Source organism: Flavobacterium riviphilum, assembly GCF_055231795.1.
The window spans coordinates 93,045-109,434 of the sequence record NZ_JBUYSY010000008.1; the positions used below are offsets into that span (position 1 = coordinate 93,045).

15 protein-coding genes are annotated in these 16,390 nt (G+C 35.4%); 11 read left to right on the forward strand and 4 right to left on the reverse strand.

Annotated elements, in window-relative coordinates; translation table 11 throughout:
* The first annotated feature begins 56 nt into the window (after positions 1-56).
* From ACZIX2_RS09260 to ACZIX2_RS09295, 8 genes are all read left to right on the forward strand, one after another.
* Positions 57-920, forward strand: a complete 864-nt coding sequence (locus tag ACZIX2_RS09260) for a DUF58 domain-containing protein (RefSeq protein ID WP_463339819.1) — start codon at positions 57-59, stop codon at positions 918-920.
* Between the two features lie 63 nt (positions 921-983).
* A complete protein-coding gene (locus tag ACZIX2_RS09265; protein WP_463339820.1) occupies positions 984-2,615 on the forward strand; it encodes a hypothetical protein in 1,632 nt (543 codons plus the stop codon).
* Positions 2,615-3,616 carry a vWA domain-containing protein gene (locus ACZIX2_RS09270; protein ID WP_463339821.1) on the forward strand — a complete coding sequence of 334 codons (1,002 nt, stop codon included), beginning with the start codon at positions 2,615-2,617 and terminating at the stop codon, positions 3,614-3,616. The genes ACZIX2_RS09265 and ACZIX2_RS09270 overlap by 1 nt, the downstream gene beginning before the upstream one ends.
* Before the next feature lie 126 nt (positions 3,617-3,742).
* Positions 3,743-4,774: a vWA domain-containing protein gene (locus ACZIX2_RS09275; protein WP_463339822.1), complete on the forward strand. Its 1,032-nt coding sequence runs from the start codon at positions 3,743-3,745 to the stop codon at positions 4,772-4,774.
* Positions 4,775-4,840: 66 nt separating this feature from the next.
* On the forward strand, positions 4,841-5,608 hold the full coding sequence (locus ACZIX2_RS09280) for a tetratricopeptide repeat protein (protein ID WP_463339823.1): 768 nt from the start codon (positions 4,841-4,843) through the stop codon (positions 5,606-5,608).
* A gap of 22 nt (positions 5,609-5,630) precedes the next feature.
* On the forward strand, positions 5,631-7,382 hold the full coding sequence (locus tag ACZIX2_RS09285; RefSeq protein WP_463339824.1) for a BatD family protein: 1,752 nt from the start codon (positions 5,631-5,633) through the stop codon (positions 7,380-7,382).
* 47 nt (positions 7,383-7,429) lie between these two features.
* Positions 7,430-7,810 (forward strand): GxxExxY protein, encoded by a 381-nt coding sequence (locus ACZIX2_RS09290; protein ID WP_463339825.1) that lies wholly within the window; start codon positions 7,430-7,432, stop codon positions 7,808-7,810.
* A gap of 55 nt (positions 7,811-7,865) precedes the next feature.
* Positions 7,866-8,612, forward strand: coding sequence for a tetratricopeptide repeat protein (locus tag ACZIX2_RS09295; RefSeq protein WP_463339826.1), 747 nt, complete (start codon positions 7,866-7,868; stop codon positions 8,610-8,612).
* A gap of 59 nt (positions 8,613-8,671) precedes the next feature.
* On the opposite strand, the gene ACZIX2_RS09300 is transcribed toward ACZIX2_RS09295, so the two are convergent.
* Complete coding sequence (locus ACZIX2_RS09300; protein WP_463339827.1) at positions 8,672-9,172, reverse strand: CvpA family protein; 501 nt, start codon at positions 9,170-9,172, stop codon at positions 8,672-8,674.
* Between the two features lie 148 nt (positions 9,173-9,320).
* Between ACZIX2_RS09300 and ACZIX2_RS09305 the strand changes: the two genes are divergently transcribed.
* From ACZIX2_RS09305 to ACZIX2_RS09315, 3 genes are all read left to right on the forward strand, one after another.
* A complete protein-coding gene (locus ACZIX2_RS09305) occupies positions 9,321-9,677 on the forward strand; it encodes a hypothetical protein (protein ID WP_463339828.1) in 357 nt (118 codons plus the stop codon).
* A 122-nt stretch (positions 9,678-9,799) separates the two neighbouring features.
* Complete coding sequence (pheS, locus tag ACZIX2_RS09310; RefSeq protein WP_463339829.1) at positions 9,800-10,819, forward strand: phenylalanine--tRNA ligase subunit alpha; 1,020 nt, start codon at positions 9,800-9,802, stop codon at positions 10,817-10,819.
* A 91-nt stretch (positions 10,820-10,910) separates the two neighbouring features.
* Positions 10,911-11,318, forward strand: a complete 408-nt coding sequence (locus ACZIX2_RS09315) for a hypothetical protein (RefSeq protein ID WP_463339830.1) — start codon at positions 10,911-10,913, stop codon at positions 11,316-11,318.
* Between the two features lie 299 nt (positions 11,319-11,617).
* On the opposite strand, the gene ACZIX2_RS09320 is transcribed toward ACZIX2_RS09315, so the two are convergent.
* The 3 genes from ACZIX2_RS09320 to ACZIX2_RS09330 form a co-directional block, all read right to left on the reverse strand.
* Positions 11,618-12,613: an NAD(P)H-dependent glycerol-3-phosphate dehydrogenase gene (locus ACZIX2_RS09320; RefSeq protein WP_463339831.1), complete on the reverse strand. Its 996-nt coding sequence runs from the start codon at positions 12,611-12,613 to the stop codon at positions 11,618-11,620.
* 268 nt (positions 12,614-12,881) lie between these two features.
* A complete protein-coding gene (locus tag ACZIX2_RS09325; RefSeq protein ID WP_463339832.1) occupies positions 12,882-14,045 on the reverse strand; it encodes an iron-containing alcohol dehydrogenase in 1,164 nt (387 codons plus the stop codon).
* A 338-nt stretch (positions 14,046-14,383) separates the two neighbouring features.
* Positions 14,384-16,342: an ATP-dependent DNA helicase gene (locus ACZIX2_RS09330; protein ID WP_463339833.1), complete on the reverse strand. Its 1,959-nt coding sequence runs from the start codon at positions 16,340-16,342 to the stop codon at positions 14,384-14,386.
* Between the last annotated feature and the right edge of the window lie 48 nt (positions 16,343-16,390).

A 16,390-nucleotide genomic window follows, 5' to 3' on the forward strand; every position in this document is an offset into this window, starting at 1 on the left:
TAATTAGCTTTTACTATTCACTAATTACTAATTACTAATCACTAATCACTTAATAAATGGATACAAAAGAGCTTTTAAAAAAAGTACGTAAAATAGAAATCAAAACCAGAAGATTAAGCGATCATATCTTTTCTGGCGAATATCATACTTCTTTCAAAGGCCGAGGCATGACCTTTAGCGAGGTGCGTCAATATCAATATGGCGATGATATTCGAGCTATTGATTGGAACGTAACGGCCCGTTACAATGAAGCCCATGTAAAAGTTTTTGAGGAAGAACGCGAATTGACCATGATGTTGATGGTCGATATTTCGGGATCGGAACATTTTGGATCTACCAGTCAATTTAAAAAAGAAATTGTCATTGAAATTGCCGCTACCATGGCCTTTTCGGCTACACAAAACAACGACAAAATAGGTTTGATCTTGTTTTCGGATGAGATAGAATTGTACATTCCACCCAAAAAAGGACGTTCACACGTTCTTCGAATTATCCGAGAGCTGATAGAATTTGAACCAAAAAGTCATAAAACCGATGTGGCACAAGCGCTAAAATTCTTGTCCAGCACTCAAAAAAAGAAAGCGATTGTATTCATGATTTCTGATTTCATGTGTGGAGATTACGAACAAACCCTTAAAATCGCCGCAAAAAAACATGATATAACAGGAATTAGAGTATATGATGTGCGCGAAGAAAAAATGCCCAATTTAGGTATGGTTACTATGCTCGATGCCGAAACTGGAAGTGTACAACTTATTGATACTGGTTCAAAAACGGTGCGAACAAATTATGAAAAACATTATCTCGATACGATCAATTATTTCAAAGAATCCTTCCGGAAATCCGGTTCTGGAATCGTGAGTACCCGAGTGGATGAAAGTTATGTAACCAAGTTGTTGAGTTACTTCAAATCAAGATAAATGACAACCTAGCCCTTTTAGCATTTTTATACTGAAAGGGCTTCTGGGTTAATAAAATATAAAATGAGGATAAAATTATACTTACTATTTATTGTTTTTTCTACTTCGATCTGGGCGCAACAAAAACAAGTGTTGACCTCCATAGATACTACCAAGAATAAAATTGGTGCCGAGTTTGTACTGGCTGTAAAAACAACTGTAAAACCGTCTAACAAAGTTCAATTCCCAAACCTTAAAAACATAGGAGCGCTTGAGGTAATTGAATCGTATCCAATAGATACTGTCAAAAAAGACAACCTGTTAGAACTGACAAAAAAATATGGATTGACCCAATTTGATTCAGGAAAATATACGATACCAGCAATTAAAATTGTAATCGATAAAAAGGCTTTTTACACCGATTCAGTAAAAGTTGAAGTAGCCGATGTAGCCGTGGATACACTGAAACAAAAAATGTACGATATCAAGGATATCATCAAAGCCGAAAATTCTTGGGGCAATTGGTGGAAATACCTTTTGCTATGTATCCTTTTAGCCTGTCTAGGTTCATGGGCCTATTGGTATTTCAAAGTACGTAAAGCACCCATCAAAGAAGAAATTGTTTACAAAACTCCTATTGAAAAAGCCACGAGTTTATTGAACACTTTGGAACAAAAAGAATTGTGGCAAAAAGGAGATGTTAAAGGCTACTACAGCGAATTAACGGATATTGCTAGAAATTATATCGAAGAAGCCATCGCCATACCTGCCATGGAAAGCACTACTTCAGAATTGATTGCTGGGCTAAAAGCGGCTTCTCAAAAAAAGAACATGAAACTTTCTCAGGAAACGATAGAAAATCTAGAACGCGTTCTAAAACAAGCCGATTTGGTAAAGTTTGCCAAATCAAAGCCACTAGATTTTGAAATCACCGAAGATCGAAATAAAATACAAAAAGCGATTCTTACCCTTGATAACGCTATTCCTGCTGAAGTTGAAACCGATGAAGCCTTGCTGCTTAACGAAGCGCAAAAACAAAAACAATTACAGCTTCAAAAGGAAAAAGAGAGAAAAGCAAAAATGCGACTAGGTATGGGTATTGGTGTGGGATTATTAACCGCTGTTTTTGCCTTTTTTGTAATTACCAAAGGATTTTGGTATACCATTGATTCCATTTTGGGTCATCCATCCAAAGAACTCCTTGAAGGGGAATGGATTAAAAGTCAATACGGGAATCCTGGTATTAGAATTGAAACACCACAAGTACTAACTAGGATAGATTTAAAAAAATCGTTACCCAAAGACGGACTTGCCTTAATCAAAGACATGCAATCGTTCGGATATGGCAATTTTAAGGACAATTTTTACATTATGGTATCTACCTACAGTTTTCAACAAGAAAACGCCTTAGATTTACCAAAAGCCTTAGATAGTACCATAAAAATGCTAGAGCATCAAGGTGCCCAAAACATGTTGGTCAAACAAGAAGATTTTGAAACTCCCGAAGGATTAAAAGGAATTAAAGGCTATGGTACTTTTTCCAAAATTGACGAACAGTCCAATAGCAGTTCCAAATTATATTATGAAGTCATTTTATTCAGTCAAAATGGAGGTTTACAACAAATTCTGTTTCTTCATGAAGAAGGCGATGACTATGCAATGAAAATTGCCGAACGTATGATGAATTCCGTTGAATTAAAACTAACCAGAAACTAATGGAAAAAATCAGCTTTTTAAATCCAGAATTTTTTTGGTTGTTCTTGCTACTACCCATTGCAATTTTTTGGCAATTCTGGAAAAGAAAACAACTAGTAGCTACTTTAAAAATGAGTTCAACAGCAGGATTTGAAGGGAAAAAAACCTTTTGGATTCGTGTGAAACCCTATTTGAATATCTTACGCATAATAGCTTTGGCGCTACTAATTGTAGCATTGGCTAGACCCAGAACGGTAGATATTAGCAATAAAACCAAAACCACAAAAGGGATTGATATTGTCATGGCGATAGACGTTTCTGGTAGTATGTTGGCCAAAGATTTGAAACCCAACCGTATGGAGGCGCTTAAAAGAGTAGCAGCCAATTTTGCCGAAGAACGACCAAATGATAGAATTGGACTAGTGGTTTATGCTGCCGAAGCCTATACCAAAACCCCAGTTACAAGCGATAAAGCCATTGTGCTAGAAGCCATCAAGAGTATTAAGTACGATAATGTTTTGCAAGACGGAACCGGAATAGGAATGGGATTGGCCACGGCAGTGAACCGCTTGAAAGACAGTAAAGCAAAAAGCAAAGTCATTATTCTCTTGACGGATGGGGTAAATAATGCTGGTTTTATCGAACCGGAAACCGCTTCGGATATTGCCAGACAATACGGAATCAAAGTCTACACTATCGGTATTGGAACAAACGGTATGGCCATGTTTCCCTATGCTATCGCACCGAATGGAGGCTTTTTGTTCCAAATGATGAAAGTAGAAATCGACGAGCAATTGATGAAAAATATTGCCCGAAAAACCGATGGAAAATACTTTAGAGCGACGAGCAATGACAAACTACAACAAATCTATAACGAAATTAACAAGCTAGAAACCACTGAAATAGAAGAATTAAAATTTTATGATTACGACGAAAAATTTCGCCCCTTTGTTTTGCTAGCAGGGCTATTGTTACTTATAGAAGTTGTTTTGAGAAATACAGTATACAGAAGTTTTATTTAAAGCATTGTTTTAAATAAAACAAAAATCAATTTTTAAAATTCCAAATTCCAATGATTGGAGTTTATTTTGAAGTAGTTACCCTCAGAATTGGAATTTAGGATTTAATTTTTGGAATTTAAATAAGAAATGGAATTAGACGAAAAAAAATATTTATCCTTATTGTTGATAGTACCCATTTTGGTGTTGTTTTTCCTATACAACTTGTATTGGAAAAGGAAAAAACAACGCGAATTTGGTTCTATAGAAATGGTCAAAAAGTTAAGCCCAGATAGCTCAACTACAAAACCTGTACTCAAATTAATTGTCATGGTATTGGCTTTTGCAGCGCTTATAATAGCACTAGTAAATCCAAAAATTGGCACCAAATTGGAAACTGTAAAGCGCGAAGGTATCGATATTGTATTTGCTATTGATGTTTCCAAAAGTATGTTGGCCGAAGACATTGCGCCTAGTCGTTTAGAAAAAAGCAAACAAATCGTTTCGCAAATTATCAATCAACTCGGAAACGACCGTATCGGAATTGTCGCTTATGCAGGAAGTGCCTTTCCCGTGTTGCCCATTACTACAGATTATAGTGTGGCCAAAATGTTTTTACAAAGTATGAATACGGATATCGTTTCCTCTCAAGGTACTTCCTTGGAAGAAGCCATACAATTGTCCGCTACTTTTTTTGATGAAAAAAGCAAAACCAGTAAACTTATGATTATGATTTCGGATGGCGAAGATCATTCGGAAGGTGCAGAAGCTGCCGCACAAGAAGCCAACAAAATAGGCATGAGGATAGTTACTATTGGTGTTGGAACAGAAAAAGGAGGCAACATACCGTTGCGTCGTAATGGCATTATTGAAAGTTATAAAAGAGACAAAGAAGGTCAAATTGTAATTACCAAATTAAACGCTGAAGGCCTTAAAAACATTGCACAAGCCACTAAAGGTAATTATGTTAATGGAGCCAACACCAAACAAGTGTTAGAGTTTGTAAAAAACACTTTGGATAAAATCCAAAAAACAGAATTTGAAGCTACTGAAATGGCTGAATATCAATCCCAATTTCAATGGTTTTTAGGATTGGCTTTCTTTTTTATTTTTGCCGATATTTTTATGCTTGAACGCAAAACCAACTGGATAAAAAAATTGAATTTGTTTAACGAAAAATAAAGCTTTCTGATCTTTCAATCTCAAGTTATTTATTGTACTTGAAAGTGATAAAACACCTATTCACAAATGATTAAAAACTATTTGATATTCCTTTTCTTGTTTCCTCTTTGGGGGTTAGGGGGCCTATTTGCTCAAACTAAAGACAATGCCTTACCTAAAGCAAATGAAGAATATTTTACAAAAAAATATGCCGAAGCCGAAGCCAATTATAGAATTTCTAAATCCCAATTCCCTAACCGTACGGTCGCTCCTTACAATTTAGGAAACACAATCTATAAGCAAAAACAAAATGCAGAAGCACAATTTGCCTATGCCGATGCGCTTCAAAAAGCAAAAGTAAAATCGCAAAAGCACAAGATTTTACACAACTTAGGCAATACTTTTATGAACGATAAAAATTATGCCGAAGCGGTTGAAGCCTACAAAAATGCCTTGCGATGCAATCCAAAAGATGAAGAAACACGGTATAACTATGCCTTGGCCAAGAAAATGCTAAAGGAAAATCCACCAAAAAACAATCAGGATAAAAACAAAGACAAAGACAAGGATAAAAATAAAGATAAGAAAGACGACAAAAAAGACGGAGATAAAGACAAAGACAAAAAAGACGACAAAGGCGATCAGGATAAAAAACAAGATCCAAAGCAAAACGAACCTAAAAACAATAAAAATCAAGACAATCCAGGCCAGCCCAAACCCAAACCCGGTGGGATTTCGCCTGATAGACTACAAAATCTTTTGGATGCTGTAAATAACGAAGAAAAGAAAATTCAAGATAAAGTAAAAGCCAAACAAGGACAAGGAAAACCCGTACCAACGGATAAAGACTGGTAAAGCAACAAACCCCCATTTCAAAATGAAAAAGATCATTGCATTTGTACTTTTTATTATCACCACTCCCATTTTGGCTCAGGTACAGTTTGAAACCCGAGTGAGCAAAAATACAATAGCGTTAAATGAACGACTTCGAGTGGATTTTATCATGAACGTAGATGGCGATAATTTCATTCAACCCTCCTTCGATGGATTCCGAATCATTGCTGGTCCAAGCCAACAAGTGAGTCAATCTTGGGTCAACGGCAGAAGCTCTTTTGAAAAAATCTATTCCTATTTCTTGTTACCCACTCGAAAAGGAAACCTAGTCATCAAACAAGCGGCTATAGAGTTCAACGGACAGTTGTATAAAACGACTCCGGTCAAAATAAATGTTACCAATGCCGTACAAGAATCACAAGAAGAAAACGATGGTGTCATCTCTGCCGATAACAATTTGTATCTCGTAGCCGATGTTTCTAAAACCAATCCGTACATCAACGAACCCATTACTGTTGTTTACAAATTGTATTTCAGCTACAATATTGGGATCTCCAATTGGCGTGAGTTAAACAAACCTAAGTACAATGATTTTTGGAGTCAAAACATAGATATCAAACAATTGGTAGCAGAAGAAGGCATGTTTAAAGGAGAACGTTTCCGATATGTCGTACTGCGTAAAACGGTTTTGTATCCACAAAAATCGGGTAAACTTGAAATAGAACCGTTATCGCTCGACATAGATGTACAATTACCGACCAATAGAAGAGATATTTTTGGTCAAATGATGATTCGCGAAACCAGCAAAAGAGTGTCTGCTGGTTCCAGAACTATAGCTGTAAAAGGATTGCCAGAATCCGGTAAGCCAGCAGATTTTTCAGGTGCCGTGGGAAGTTTTGATTTTAAAGTGACACCAAGCAAAACAACACTACACAATGGAGAAAGTTTAGATTTGGTGGTGAGTGTGGCTGGAAAAGGGAATCTTAAATTATTTACCTTACCTAAACCCGTAGTTCCTAATGCACTAGAAATGTATGACCCTGTTCATACAGAATCGGTTAACACGCCACTCTCTGGAATGACCGGTAAAATATCCGACAGTTATACCATTATCCCTCAATTCAAAGGGACCTACCCTATCAAACCCATGACTTTCTGTTATTTTGATTTGAATTCGGGTACCTACAAAACGATTACTTCAAAAGAAATCCTCATTAACGTGTTGGACGGACCGACGGCGTCAGATAGTACGGCAATAACTAATATTACTAAAAATAGGATTAGCAATCCTGAACAATTTAAATTCATAAAACTCAAAACGGAACTAGCCGATGTGCATGAACAAGATTTCTTGGGCTCTACAGGCTTCTATGCGTTGTTATTATTGCCATTTGCTATTGTTCCCTTTATCATTGCGTTCCAAAAGAAAAAAGAAACTTTAGATAAAGATGTACTTGGTAACCGAATCAAAATGAACAATAAATTGGCCAAGAAATATTTGTCGGAAGCCAAAAACCAAATAGCCAACAAAGAATTATTCTATGTTGCCTTGGAAAAAGCCTTGCATAATTTCTTAAAAGCCAAATTACACATCGAAACCTCCGAAATGAGTAAAGATAATATTCGAGAATTATTGTTGTCTAGAAAAGCCAATCCTGAGGCCGTAAATGATTTTATTGTCTTGACAGAAAATTGCGAGATTGCACGTTATGCGCCTTCTTCTAGCGCCTCGATTCAGCAAGATTTTGATAAAGCCGTTGAAATTATTTCGGGATTAGAAAAACAAATTGTTTAACCACAAAGGGCACTAGGAAGGCACAAAAAGCACAATTTTTTAAATAGATGACTGAAAATGAAATTTCCAAAATAGTATTTGAATGTGCCTTAAGGGTTCATAAAGTTTTAGGCCCAGGATTATTGGAAAGTGCGTATGAAGAGTGCTTGTTTTATGAACTAAAGAAAGCAAATTTAAAAGTTGAAAAACAAAAATCCTTACCACTAGTTTATGAAGAAGTTAAATTAGATGTAGGATATAGAATTGATATTTTAGTTGAAGATAAGTTTATTGTTGAAATTAAGGCTGTAGAAAGCTTAAATGATGTTCATTTGGCTCAACTGCTTACTTATTTAAAATTGTCAGATTGTAAGTTAGGATTATTAATCAATTTTAACGTCAAATTATTCAAAGAAGGAGTGAGAAGGGTAATAAACGGCACACTTTAAAATAGTGGTCTTAGTGCTTTCTTTGTGATCTTTGTGTTTAAAATTTAAACAAATTATGAAAAAAATAGTTTATTTATTATTATTTATAACCAGTGTTTTAACCGCTCAAAATGGTTTTGAAGCGGGGAATGCGTTGTACAAAAAAGGGCAATACGAACAAGCCATTCAGGCCTATGAATCGGTGATTCAAACAGAGAAAAAAGAATCGGCCGATTTGTATTTCAATTTGGGCAATTGTTATTACAAACTCAACCAAGTAGCGCCTGCCATTTTCAATTATGAAAAAGCTTTGGTGTTGAAACCCAACGATGCTGAAATTCAAAACAATTTGAAATTTGCACAAAAGAAAACCATAGATGAAATAAAAGTGGTCCCAAAAGTTGGTTTCGAAAAACTGATACACGATTTCACTTCATTTTTTCATTATGACACATGGGCCTGGATAGCCATAGGATTTGCGGTCTTATTTTTAATGTTTTTCTTTGGCTATTATTTTGGCCAAACCTCAGTAGCAAAGCGTATTTTCTTTTTTGGTATGTTGCTTGGATTGCTTTTGGTCTTAATAAGTGTTTTTGCGGGCTATTTTGAACAAAATCAATTTAAAAACGATCGCCCTGCTATATTATTTGCAGATGTTACCGAAGTCAAAAGTGAGCCGCAAACCGCAAGCCCCACAGTAGTTATCCTGCATGAGGGAACCAAAGTATATATAATTGAAACACTGGAACAATGGCGTAAAATACAACTTACCGATGGTACCGAAGGTTGGCTGAATGCTCAGGCTATTAAAGAAGTAAAATAAAAAGTGCCCTTGAAAGCTTAATCTTTCAAGGGCACTTTGTTTACAAAAAAAGCAACAATTTACTTTTTTGCTTTATCGTACAGCTTTTCCAAAGAAGGAAAAATAAAATCGGCCGTTTTTTGAATAGGGTAAAAGAATAAGGAATTATCTAAGGTTTCCTTTTTCGCTAAGAAATTTTTGTAATTGATTTTTTCGAAAATGGTCAAAAACACACTGATAATCAAAACAAATTTTAACACTCTAAACACGCCTCCGCCTACTTTATTAATCCAGCCCAAATAAGCAAAATTGGCAAGGCCCGTAAAAAATTTACTCGTCATGTAAATTCCAACCACTACCACTATAAAAGTGAGAATAAAAGCCACCGTTTTGATGGTATACGGATTCCATTTTACAAAACCAGAAAGCACAGAACTCATAATGGCCGAAAATTTTACGGCTATATAAATTCCAATAACTAAAGAAACCAAAGTCGCCAATTCGGCAAAAAGCCCGTTTTGAATGCCTTTGAACAAGGCATACGCCAATAGACCACCGATTAAAAGATCAAAAAAAGTCATATTTTTTAAAATAAAATTAGAAGCACAAATATAAAAGAATTCGGCAATACCGTAAGTGCGTTTACAAGTGTGTATCTTTGCCAAAAATGGCAAAAGATATAAATGGCGCAACCCATAATCAAATTGTCAAAAAAAATTTAAAAGCAAAATGTCTAGAGATATACAGTTAAAAGAACGCTGGGAACGTTTAGTTACCCTATTGTCGGATCGATTTTCGCAAGGCGAAGATTTGGATTTAGACGCTATAATTTACCTTATCGGAGTTCAAGAATTGGGGCAGGTGCATCGCGAATTTAAAAAAGACGAAAAAGTCAACTTGATGCACATCGCTATTTGTAGATTGCTCGAACCCTACGGATTTTATGAATTCGAGTATTTTGATGATGAGGGATGGCCACATTATAAAGTGAAAGAGGAATTGCCTCCATTAAAAGCGGGAGAACAAACCGTTTTGATGAAAGAAGCCATTGTAAATTATTTTGTAGAACGCGAGGTGATTGATTAGTAAATAGTGAAAAGTTATTAGTAATTCTTGATTAGCAAGAGGTAATTTTTTGGACTAATCACTAATTACTTTTCACTAATCACCAAAAATAGCTAAATTTGCACCTCAATTATGGAATGAAAATGATAGATAAGATAAAAGAATACATTGCAGAAGCACAGGCATTTTCTACTCAAGATAGTGCTGAACTGGAAGCATTTCGAATTAAATTTTTAGGAAGTAAAGGGCTTTTGAAAGCCTTGTTTGCCGAGTTCAAAAATGTTCCAAACGAGCAAAAGAAAGAATTTGGACAAGTTATAAACCTACTAAAAACAACGGCTGAAGATAAAGTAAAATCGATTCAAGAAAGCTTAGAAAATCAGCAAGAAAGTAAGGGGATTTATGGCGATTTAACTCGCACCGGAGAACCCTTTACTGTCGGTTCTCGTCACCCAATTTCTTTAGTAAAAAATCAAATTATTGATATATTCTCAACCATAGGCTTCAATGTTTCTGAAGGACCAGAAATTGAGGACGATTGGCACAATTTTACGGCTTTGAACTTGCCAGAATACCATCCGGCTCGCGATATGCAAGATACTTTTTTCATTCAAACGAATCCTGATGTGTTGTTGCGTACGCATACGTCATCAGTGCAGGTGCGTTATATGGAAAACAACAAGCCGCCTATTCGAACCATTTCTCCTGGACGTGTATTTCGTAACGAAGCGGTTTCTTCGCGTTCGCACTGTATTTTTCATCAGGTAGAAGGATTATACATCGACAAGGACGTGTCTTTTGCTGACTTAAAACAAACGCTTTTGTATTTTACGAAGGAAATGTTCGGAAAGTCAAAAATTCGTCTTAGACCGTCTTATTTTCCGTTTACAGAACCAAGTGCCGAAATTGATATTTATTGGGGGTTAAAAACCGAAACCGATTATCGTATTACAAAAGGTACGGGTTGGTTAGAAATTGGTGGTTGTGGAATGGTAGATCCTAATGTATTGACCAATTGCGGTATCAATCCAGAGGAGTACAACGGTTTTGCTTTTGGGATGGGTGTAGAACGTATCGCGATGTTGTTGTATCAAATTGGTGATATCCGTATGTTTTATGAAAACGACGTACGTTTCTTAGAGCAATTTAAATCGATTATTTAGTAACAAGTCAATAGTCCTTAGCAGTTAGTTCTTTTGTAGTCATAGCATCTATTGACTAAGGACTAAATACTAAGGACTTATTTTTTATGATATGAAAAAAGACATCATCATACCAGTAGTAGAAAATGTATTTATTGCTGCCGTTCAAGAATGGAGCGACGACTTTATGGAAAAAGTGTGGTACGCCTATTTGGTAAACGATAGTGATTTTAATTTAGAAGGTGTTATGGTCGTTTCTAAAGCGTTTGGAACGATTGATGGCGAAATGAAGAAAACGTCGCTTTTGCGTCACGCTTTCGTTGAAATACCAGCTGTTTCTGTTGTTAAAATAGAAATGATTGAGAAAAGTGTGCTTACACTCAATAACGAGTTTATGGTGACTTATTTTATTGACGGCACTTTGTACGATAAAAAATTCATTTTCAAAACCAATAGCATCAATGAAGCCGAAATGGAGGAAGTGCCTATTCTTTTTGTGGATGGTGTAATTGTAAGGTAAATTAGCTATAATGAAAGTTTAAAAAATACCATTGGAGTTCCGATGGTATTTTTTTTGTCCAAAATTCAAAAAGAATTCCATTAAATGGACAGTTTTACTACTCTAAAAATTAGACAATCCTTTGAAAATTAAGAGTTTTTTACTTAGGCATGCCATTTGCATTTATTTAAACCAGAATAATGCTCTGTAAAAGTTTGTAGTTATTTAATTGATAAGTTAGTTATGTGTTTTTGTAAAAATGGCAACTATTTTTATATAGTTGCCATTTTTGATCTTATATCAAAAGATTTTGAATCCCATTAATCTAATTCCTCGGTTAGTTTTTTAAAGACCATTTTCGCCTCTTTTCCTTCATATAGAATTTGATACACGGCATCTATAATTGGAGTTTTGGCTCCATAACCTTGATTGAGTTTATAAGCACTTTTTACGGCATAATACCCTTCGGCCACCATACTCATTTCCATCATGGCTGACTTTACAGTGTAACCTTTTCCAATCATATTACCAAACATTCTATTTCTAGAAAAGATAGAGTAGCCAGTTACCAATAAATCCCCTAAGTAGGCAGAATCATTGATATTGCGTTTCATTTTGTGTACTTTTTTGATAAATTTCTTCATCTCGCGAATCGCATTACTCATGATAACAGATTGAAAATTATCACCATACCCTAGTCCATGAGCAATTCCAGCAGCAATAGAGTATATGTTTTTAAGCATAGCCGCGTATTCGGTCCCAATAATGTCGTCGGAAATTTTAGCTTTAATATAATTACCCGATAAATTATCAGCTACTAGTTTAGCTTTATCAGGATCGCCACAAGCTATAGTCAAATAAGAAAGACGTTCTAAAGCTACTTCTTCAGCATGACAAGGACCCGTAATTACACCGATGTTGTAGTAAGGAATATCGTATTGAACGTGAAAATGTTCGCCAACAATTAAACTGGTTTCAGGAACAATTCCTTTGATGGCTGAAAAAATGATTTTGTCTTTAAGGGAAACCGTTATTTTGGCCAATTCCCCTTCTAAAAAAGCGGAAGGAATGGCGAAAATTAAATAATCAGCATAATTGACTGCTTCATTAATGTCTGAAGTAAGCAGCAATTTTTGAGTATCAAATTCAACCGAGCTTAAATAATTGGGATTGTGTTTGAAATTTTTTAAATGTTCAATTGCGCTTTCGTTTCGCATGTACCAACAAATTTCTTTTTGATTCACACAAAGCATTTTAGCAATTGCTGTAGCCCAACTTCCTCCACCAATTACTGCAAATTTTAATGTATCGGCCATTAGTATTATAAATTTTTACAAAAGTATTCAAAAATAAAGAAGTTGGACAATTAATATTACGAGTCAAAACCATTTCATCAATAGTTTTGATTAAAAAAAGGGCTTTCCTCACAATAAATCAAAGGAATACCCGTTGTAACTTATTTACTATGAATAGAGTAGGTTTACTATTAGGATTTTTCATATTTTGGTTGAGTTAGTTTTTTGTTTAGTAAGTAAAAGGCGTAGTTACAATTGTAATACGCCTTTTGTATTTACTATACTCTGCTCAATAACTCATTTCCACTATCTGTTTTACTTTTTCTGGGGTTACATTTTGTCGTTCTCCAAGTCCCAACCAACCTCTTTCCTCAAAACGATGGGCAATAAACTGAGCCGAAGCGGTATAATCATCGGTGCATTGAGAGATTTTGGTTTCCATACCCATGGTTTGGAAAAATGCGACAGTTTTTTCAATTGCAGCTTTGGCTACGTCCTCATCAGAACCTGATAAATTAAAAATACGACGCCCGTATTGTGCTAATTTTTCTTTTTTGGTATCAAACATTACCCGATACAAATTGGGTCCAATAATGGCAAGTGTACGGGCATGATCTATGCCATATAAAGCTGTGAGCTCATGACCAATCATATGGGTCGCCCAATCACTTGGCACACCATACTGAATTAATCCGTTGAGCGCCATGGTACAACTCCACATAAAGTTAGAGGCGAGCGTATAATCCTTAGGATTTTCTACTACTTGAGGACCAATTACTACTAAAGTTTGTAAAATACTTTCAGCAAATCGATCTTGTAGTATTCCCTCATGAGGATACGTTAAATACTGTTCCAATACGTGAGTATAGGCATCTACTACCCCATTTTGCAATTGTCTCTTTGGTAAAGATTGAATCACCGTGGGATCACAAATTGAGAATTTTGGAAACAAAGCGGTTCCAAAAAAAGCTAATTTTTCATTAGTAGCTTCTATAGTGATAACTCCACCAGAATTCATTTCTGAACCCGTGGCGGGTAAAGTCAAAACAGTGCCAAAGGGAATCACCTTTTGTAGATCGTTACTTGCAATTTGTTTTTGCAAAATATCAATAGGATTGCCCTCAAAAAGAACTGCAGCCGAAATGAATTTAACCCCATCAATAACACTCCCCCCTCCAACGGCTAAAATAAAGTCGAGTTTTTTTGCTTGAATTACAGCAACAGCCTTCATCAAGGTTTCAAAATGAGGGTTGGGTTCAATGCCTCCAAACTCCACTAATTCATAATTAGATAAAGCCGATTTGACCTGATCATACACTCCATTTTTAAAGATACTTCCTCCACCATACGCTAATAATATTTTGGCATTTTTAGGAATAAGTGTATTAAGTTTTTCCATTTGCCCTTTCCCAAAAACAATGGTTGTGGGATTAAATAATTCAAAATTTGTCATTAGATAAGCCTTTAAGATGTTAATAAAAACAGTGTGCAAAATAATCTTATGTATTATATATAAATATTTTCTTATAATATTTTATTTACATATACCTAAACTATACTCTTAAATTAAGAAAATAAATGTATTAAATTAAAGCGCAACTAATACTAAATAAATGTTAATCTATTTATTATTAACTACTTACAAAAAAAAAAGAGAAATTGTTTAACCCAAGTATCGTACAAAAAAACTATTAAGTTAAGTCCACTGGCGTATCGAACTGAATGCTATCTAATGGTTTGTAAATTAAGCATACGGGCATAGAATAAAATAAAGCACAATAAACCAGATATTTATAGTAAATTGGAAGAACTTTTCTTGGTCTTCTTTGAGGATTGAACTTTGGTTTCTAGGAAATTTGCACGTACTTTTTCGATCTTATTCGGAAGGTAGGAAGTAAATTTTGGCGTCTTGAAAGTATCTTTGGTTATTTGGGCTCCAGCTACAATGGTTTCGAGTAAAACCTTTGCTTTCATCAGTTGCAATACGGATTTAGTTTGCATGGCTTCAATGTGTAAAAGTTCCTCAAGAAACGACTTACTTCTAGAATGTTGTTCAACTTCGTGAATTGTAAGCAAAAGTTTTTCTAAAAGCTGATCCATGGGATCCCAAAAATAATCGTAGGCAGCCTGTACCCTTTGCAAAACAAAAGGTAAATCAACAGATGCGGTAGCCATTAATTGCTGTAACTGTTTGATAAACTTCGTGGAGGGTTCAAGCAGCTGTTCTATTTCTTCGCAACGCAATTGAGCCCATGTAGCGTAAGTATTTTTTAAGGATTTTTCGGCCACTTCGGAATAACTAAAACGATGATTTCGCCATTCTTGAGCTAAATCAGACCAATCAAATGCCGCACACAAGTAAGATGTTAAAAAAGCTTGGGTTTCGTGATGTAATATGGAAGTTAAATGGGATTCCCGAATATTGCTTTGTACATACTGAATTACTTCATCATCGTTAGCGATACCTTGCAATTTCAATGGAGAAAGCAAAATAAGCCCATTTAAGGAACGCAAACGAGAAAAAGCTACATAGGCTTGTCCAGGTAAAAAAACTTGCGATACATCGATTGCTGCTTTGTCAAACGTTAAGCCTTGACTCTTATGCACCGTAATCGCCCAAGCCAGCTTTATAGGATACTGAATAAAGGAACCTAAAACTTCTTCTTGAATCTCTTTGGTATTTGGATCTACTGTGTATCGAATATTTTGCCACTCATATTTCTCTAAGGTAATCGTTTTAGACTCTTCTGGAAAATGCACCGTTACAGCGCTATCACTTAAATCGTTGATAATCCCCATCTTGCCGTTATAATACATTTTTTCAAAAGATAAATCATTTTTGATAAACATCACCTGTGCACCAACTTTTAATTCTAATTGAAACTCTAAAGGATACATCTTTTCAGGGAAATCGCCTTTGATTTCGGGAAAATATTGAAAAACGGGTGAAGGAATGTCTTGTAACGACTTAGCATTAATGGCTTCTGCTTTAGCATTATGGGTGGTCAAACAAATATAGCCTTTGTGTTGTTTGGTATCAAAATCGGGTTGTACATACTGATTCAATAACTCAAGGTCAGCTTTGGTGATTTCATTGGTTCGTAAATGATTTAGCAGCCTAATAAATACTTCATCAGTTTGTCTATAAATATGAGACAATTCTATATACAAAGGGGGGTTTTGCTGTAAAACTTGAGCATTAAAAAAGAATTTACCTGTGTAATATCGTCTCAATATTGACCATTCTTTGGATTGTATTACAGGTGGTAATTGTAGTAAATCTCCTATAAATAATATTTGTACACCGCCAAAGGGTAAAGGATTCTTGCGTACAGTTTGCAGCATAAAATTCATAGCATCAACAATATCGGGTCGCAACATACTGACTTCGTCAACAATCAATAATTCCAAATTGCGAAGTACAGCTTTTTTCTGGCCATTCATTTTAAAATGACGTTGTAAAGTAGCTTTGGTTTCAAAGGTAACCGCATCTTGAAAAAGAGGATCAGAATAATCTGGGATAAAAGCAGCAAAAGGAAGTTGAAACATCGAGTGAATGGTCACTCCTTTGGCGTTGAGTGCTGCAATCCCGGTGGGTGCCACTACTACCGTATTTTTGTGCGTAGTAGCAATAATTTGCTGCAATAAAGTGGTTTTTCCGGTACCTGCTTTGCCCGTAAGAAATACCGAGCGTTGGGTTTGATTAACAAATTGAAGAGCCAATTCGGCGGCGTTAGAAATAGAAGTCATATGGCGTATATTAAAATACTAAAGTAGAAAAAAATAGTAAGAAAGTAA

What these genes read in the sequence shown, in the direction of transcription:
- ACZIX2_RS09260 (WP_463339819.1), top strand. Translation starts at nt 57, where the DNA reads ATGGATACAAAAGAGCTTTTAAAAAAAGTACGTAAAATAGAAATCAAA.
- ACZIX2_RS09265 (WP_463339820.1), top strand. Translation starts at nt 984, where the DNA reads ATGAGGATAAAATTATACTTACTATTTATTGTTTTTTCTACTTCGATC.
- ACZIX2_RS09270 (WP_463339821.1), top strand. Translation starts at nt 2,615, where the DNA reads ATGGAAAAAATCAGCTTTTTAAATCCAGAATTTTTTTGGTTGTTCTTG.
- ACZIX2_RS09275 (WP_463339822.1), top strand. Translation starts at nt 3,743, where the DNA reads ATGGAATTAGACGAAAAAAAATATTTATCCTTATTGTTGATAGTACCC.
- ACZIX2_RS09280 (WP_463339823.1), top strand. Translation starts at nt 4,841, where the DNA reads ATGATTAAAAACTATTTGATATTCCTTTTCTTGTTTCCTCTTTGGGGG.
- ACZIX2_RS09285 (WP_463339824.1), top strand. Translation starts at nt 5,631, where the DNA reads ATGAAAAAGATCATTGCATTTGTACTTTTTATTATCACCACTCCCATT.
- ACZIX2_RS09290 (WP_463339825.1), top strand. Translation starts at nt 7,430, where the DNA reads ATGACTGAAAATGAAATTTCCAAAATAGTATTTGAATGTGCCTTAAGG.
- ACZIX2_RS09295 (WP_463339826.1), top strand. Translation starts at nt 7,866, where the DNA reads ATGAAAAAAATAGTTTATTTATTATTATTTATAACCAGTGTTTTAACC.
- ACZIX2_RS09300 (WP_463339827.1), bottom strand. Translation starts at nt 9,172, where the DNA reads ATGACTTTTTTTGATCTTTTAATCGGTGGTCTATTGGCGTATGCCTTG.
- ACZIX2_RS09305 (WP_463339828.1), top strand. Translation starts at nt 9,321, where the DNA reads ATGTCTAGAGATATACAGTTAAAAGAACGCTGGGAACGTTTAGTTACC.
- pheS (WP_463339829.1), top strand. Translation starts at nt 9,800, where the DNA reads ATGATAGATAAGATAAAAGAATACATTGCAGAAGCACAGGCATTTTCT.
- ACZIX2_RS09315 (WP_463339830.1), top strand. Translation starts at nt 10,911, where the DNA reads ATGAAAAAAGACATCATCATACCAGTAGTAGAAAATGTATTTATTGCT.
- ACZIX2_RS09320 (WP_463339831.1), bottom strand. Translation starts at nt 12,613, where the DNA reads ATGGCCGATACATTAAAATTTGCAGTAATTGGTGGAGGAAGTTGGGCT.
- ACZIX2_RS09325 (WP_463339832.1), bottom strand. Translation starts at nt 14,045, where the DNA reads ATGACAAATTTTGAATTATTTAATCCCACAACCATTGTTTTTGGGAAA.
- ACZIX2_RS09330 (WP_463339833.1), bottom strand. Translation starts at nt 16,342, where the DNA reads ATGACTTCTATTTCTAACGCCGCCGAATTGGCTCTTCAATTTGTTAAT.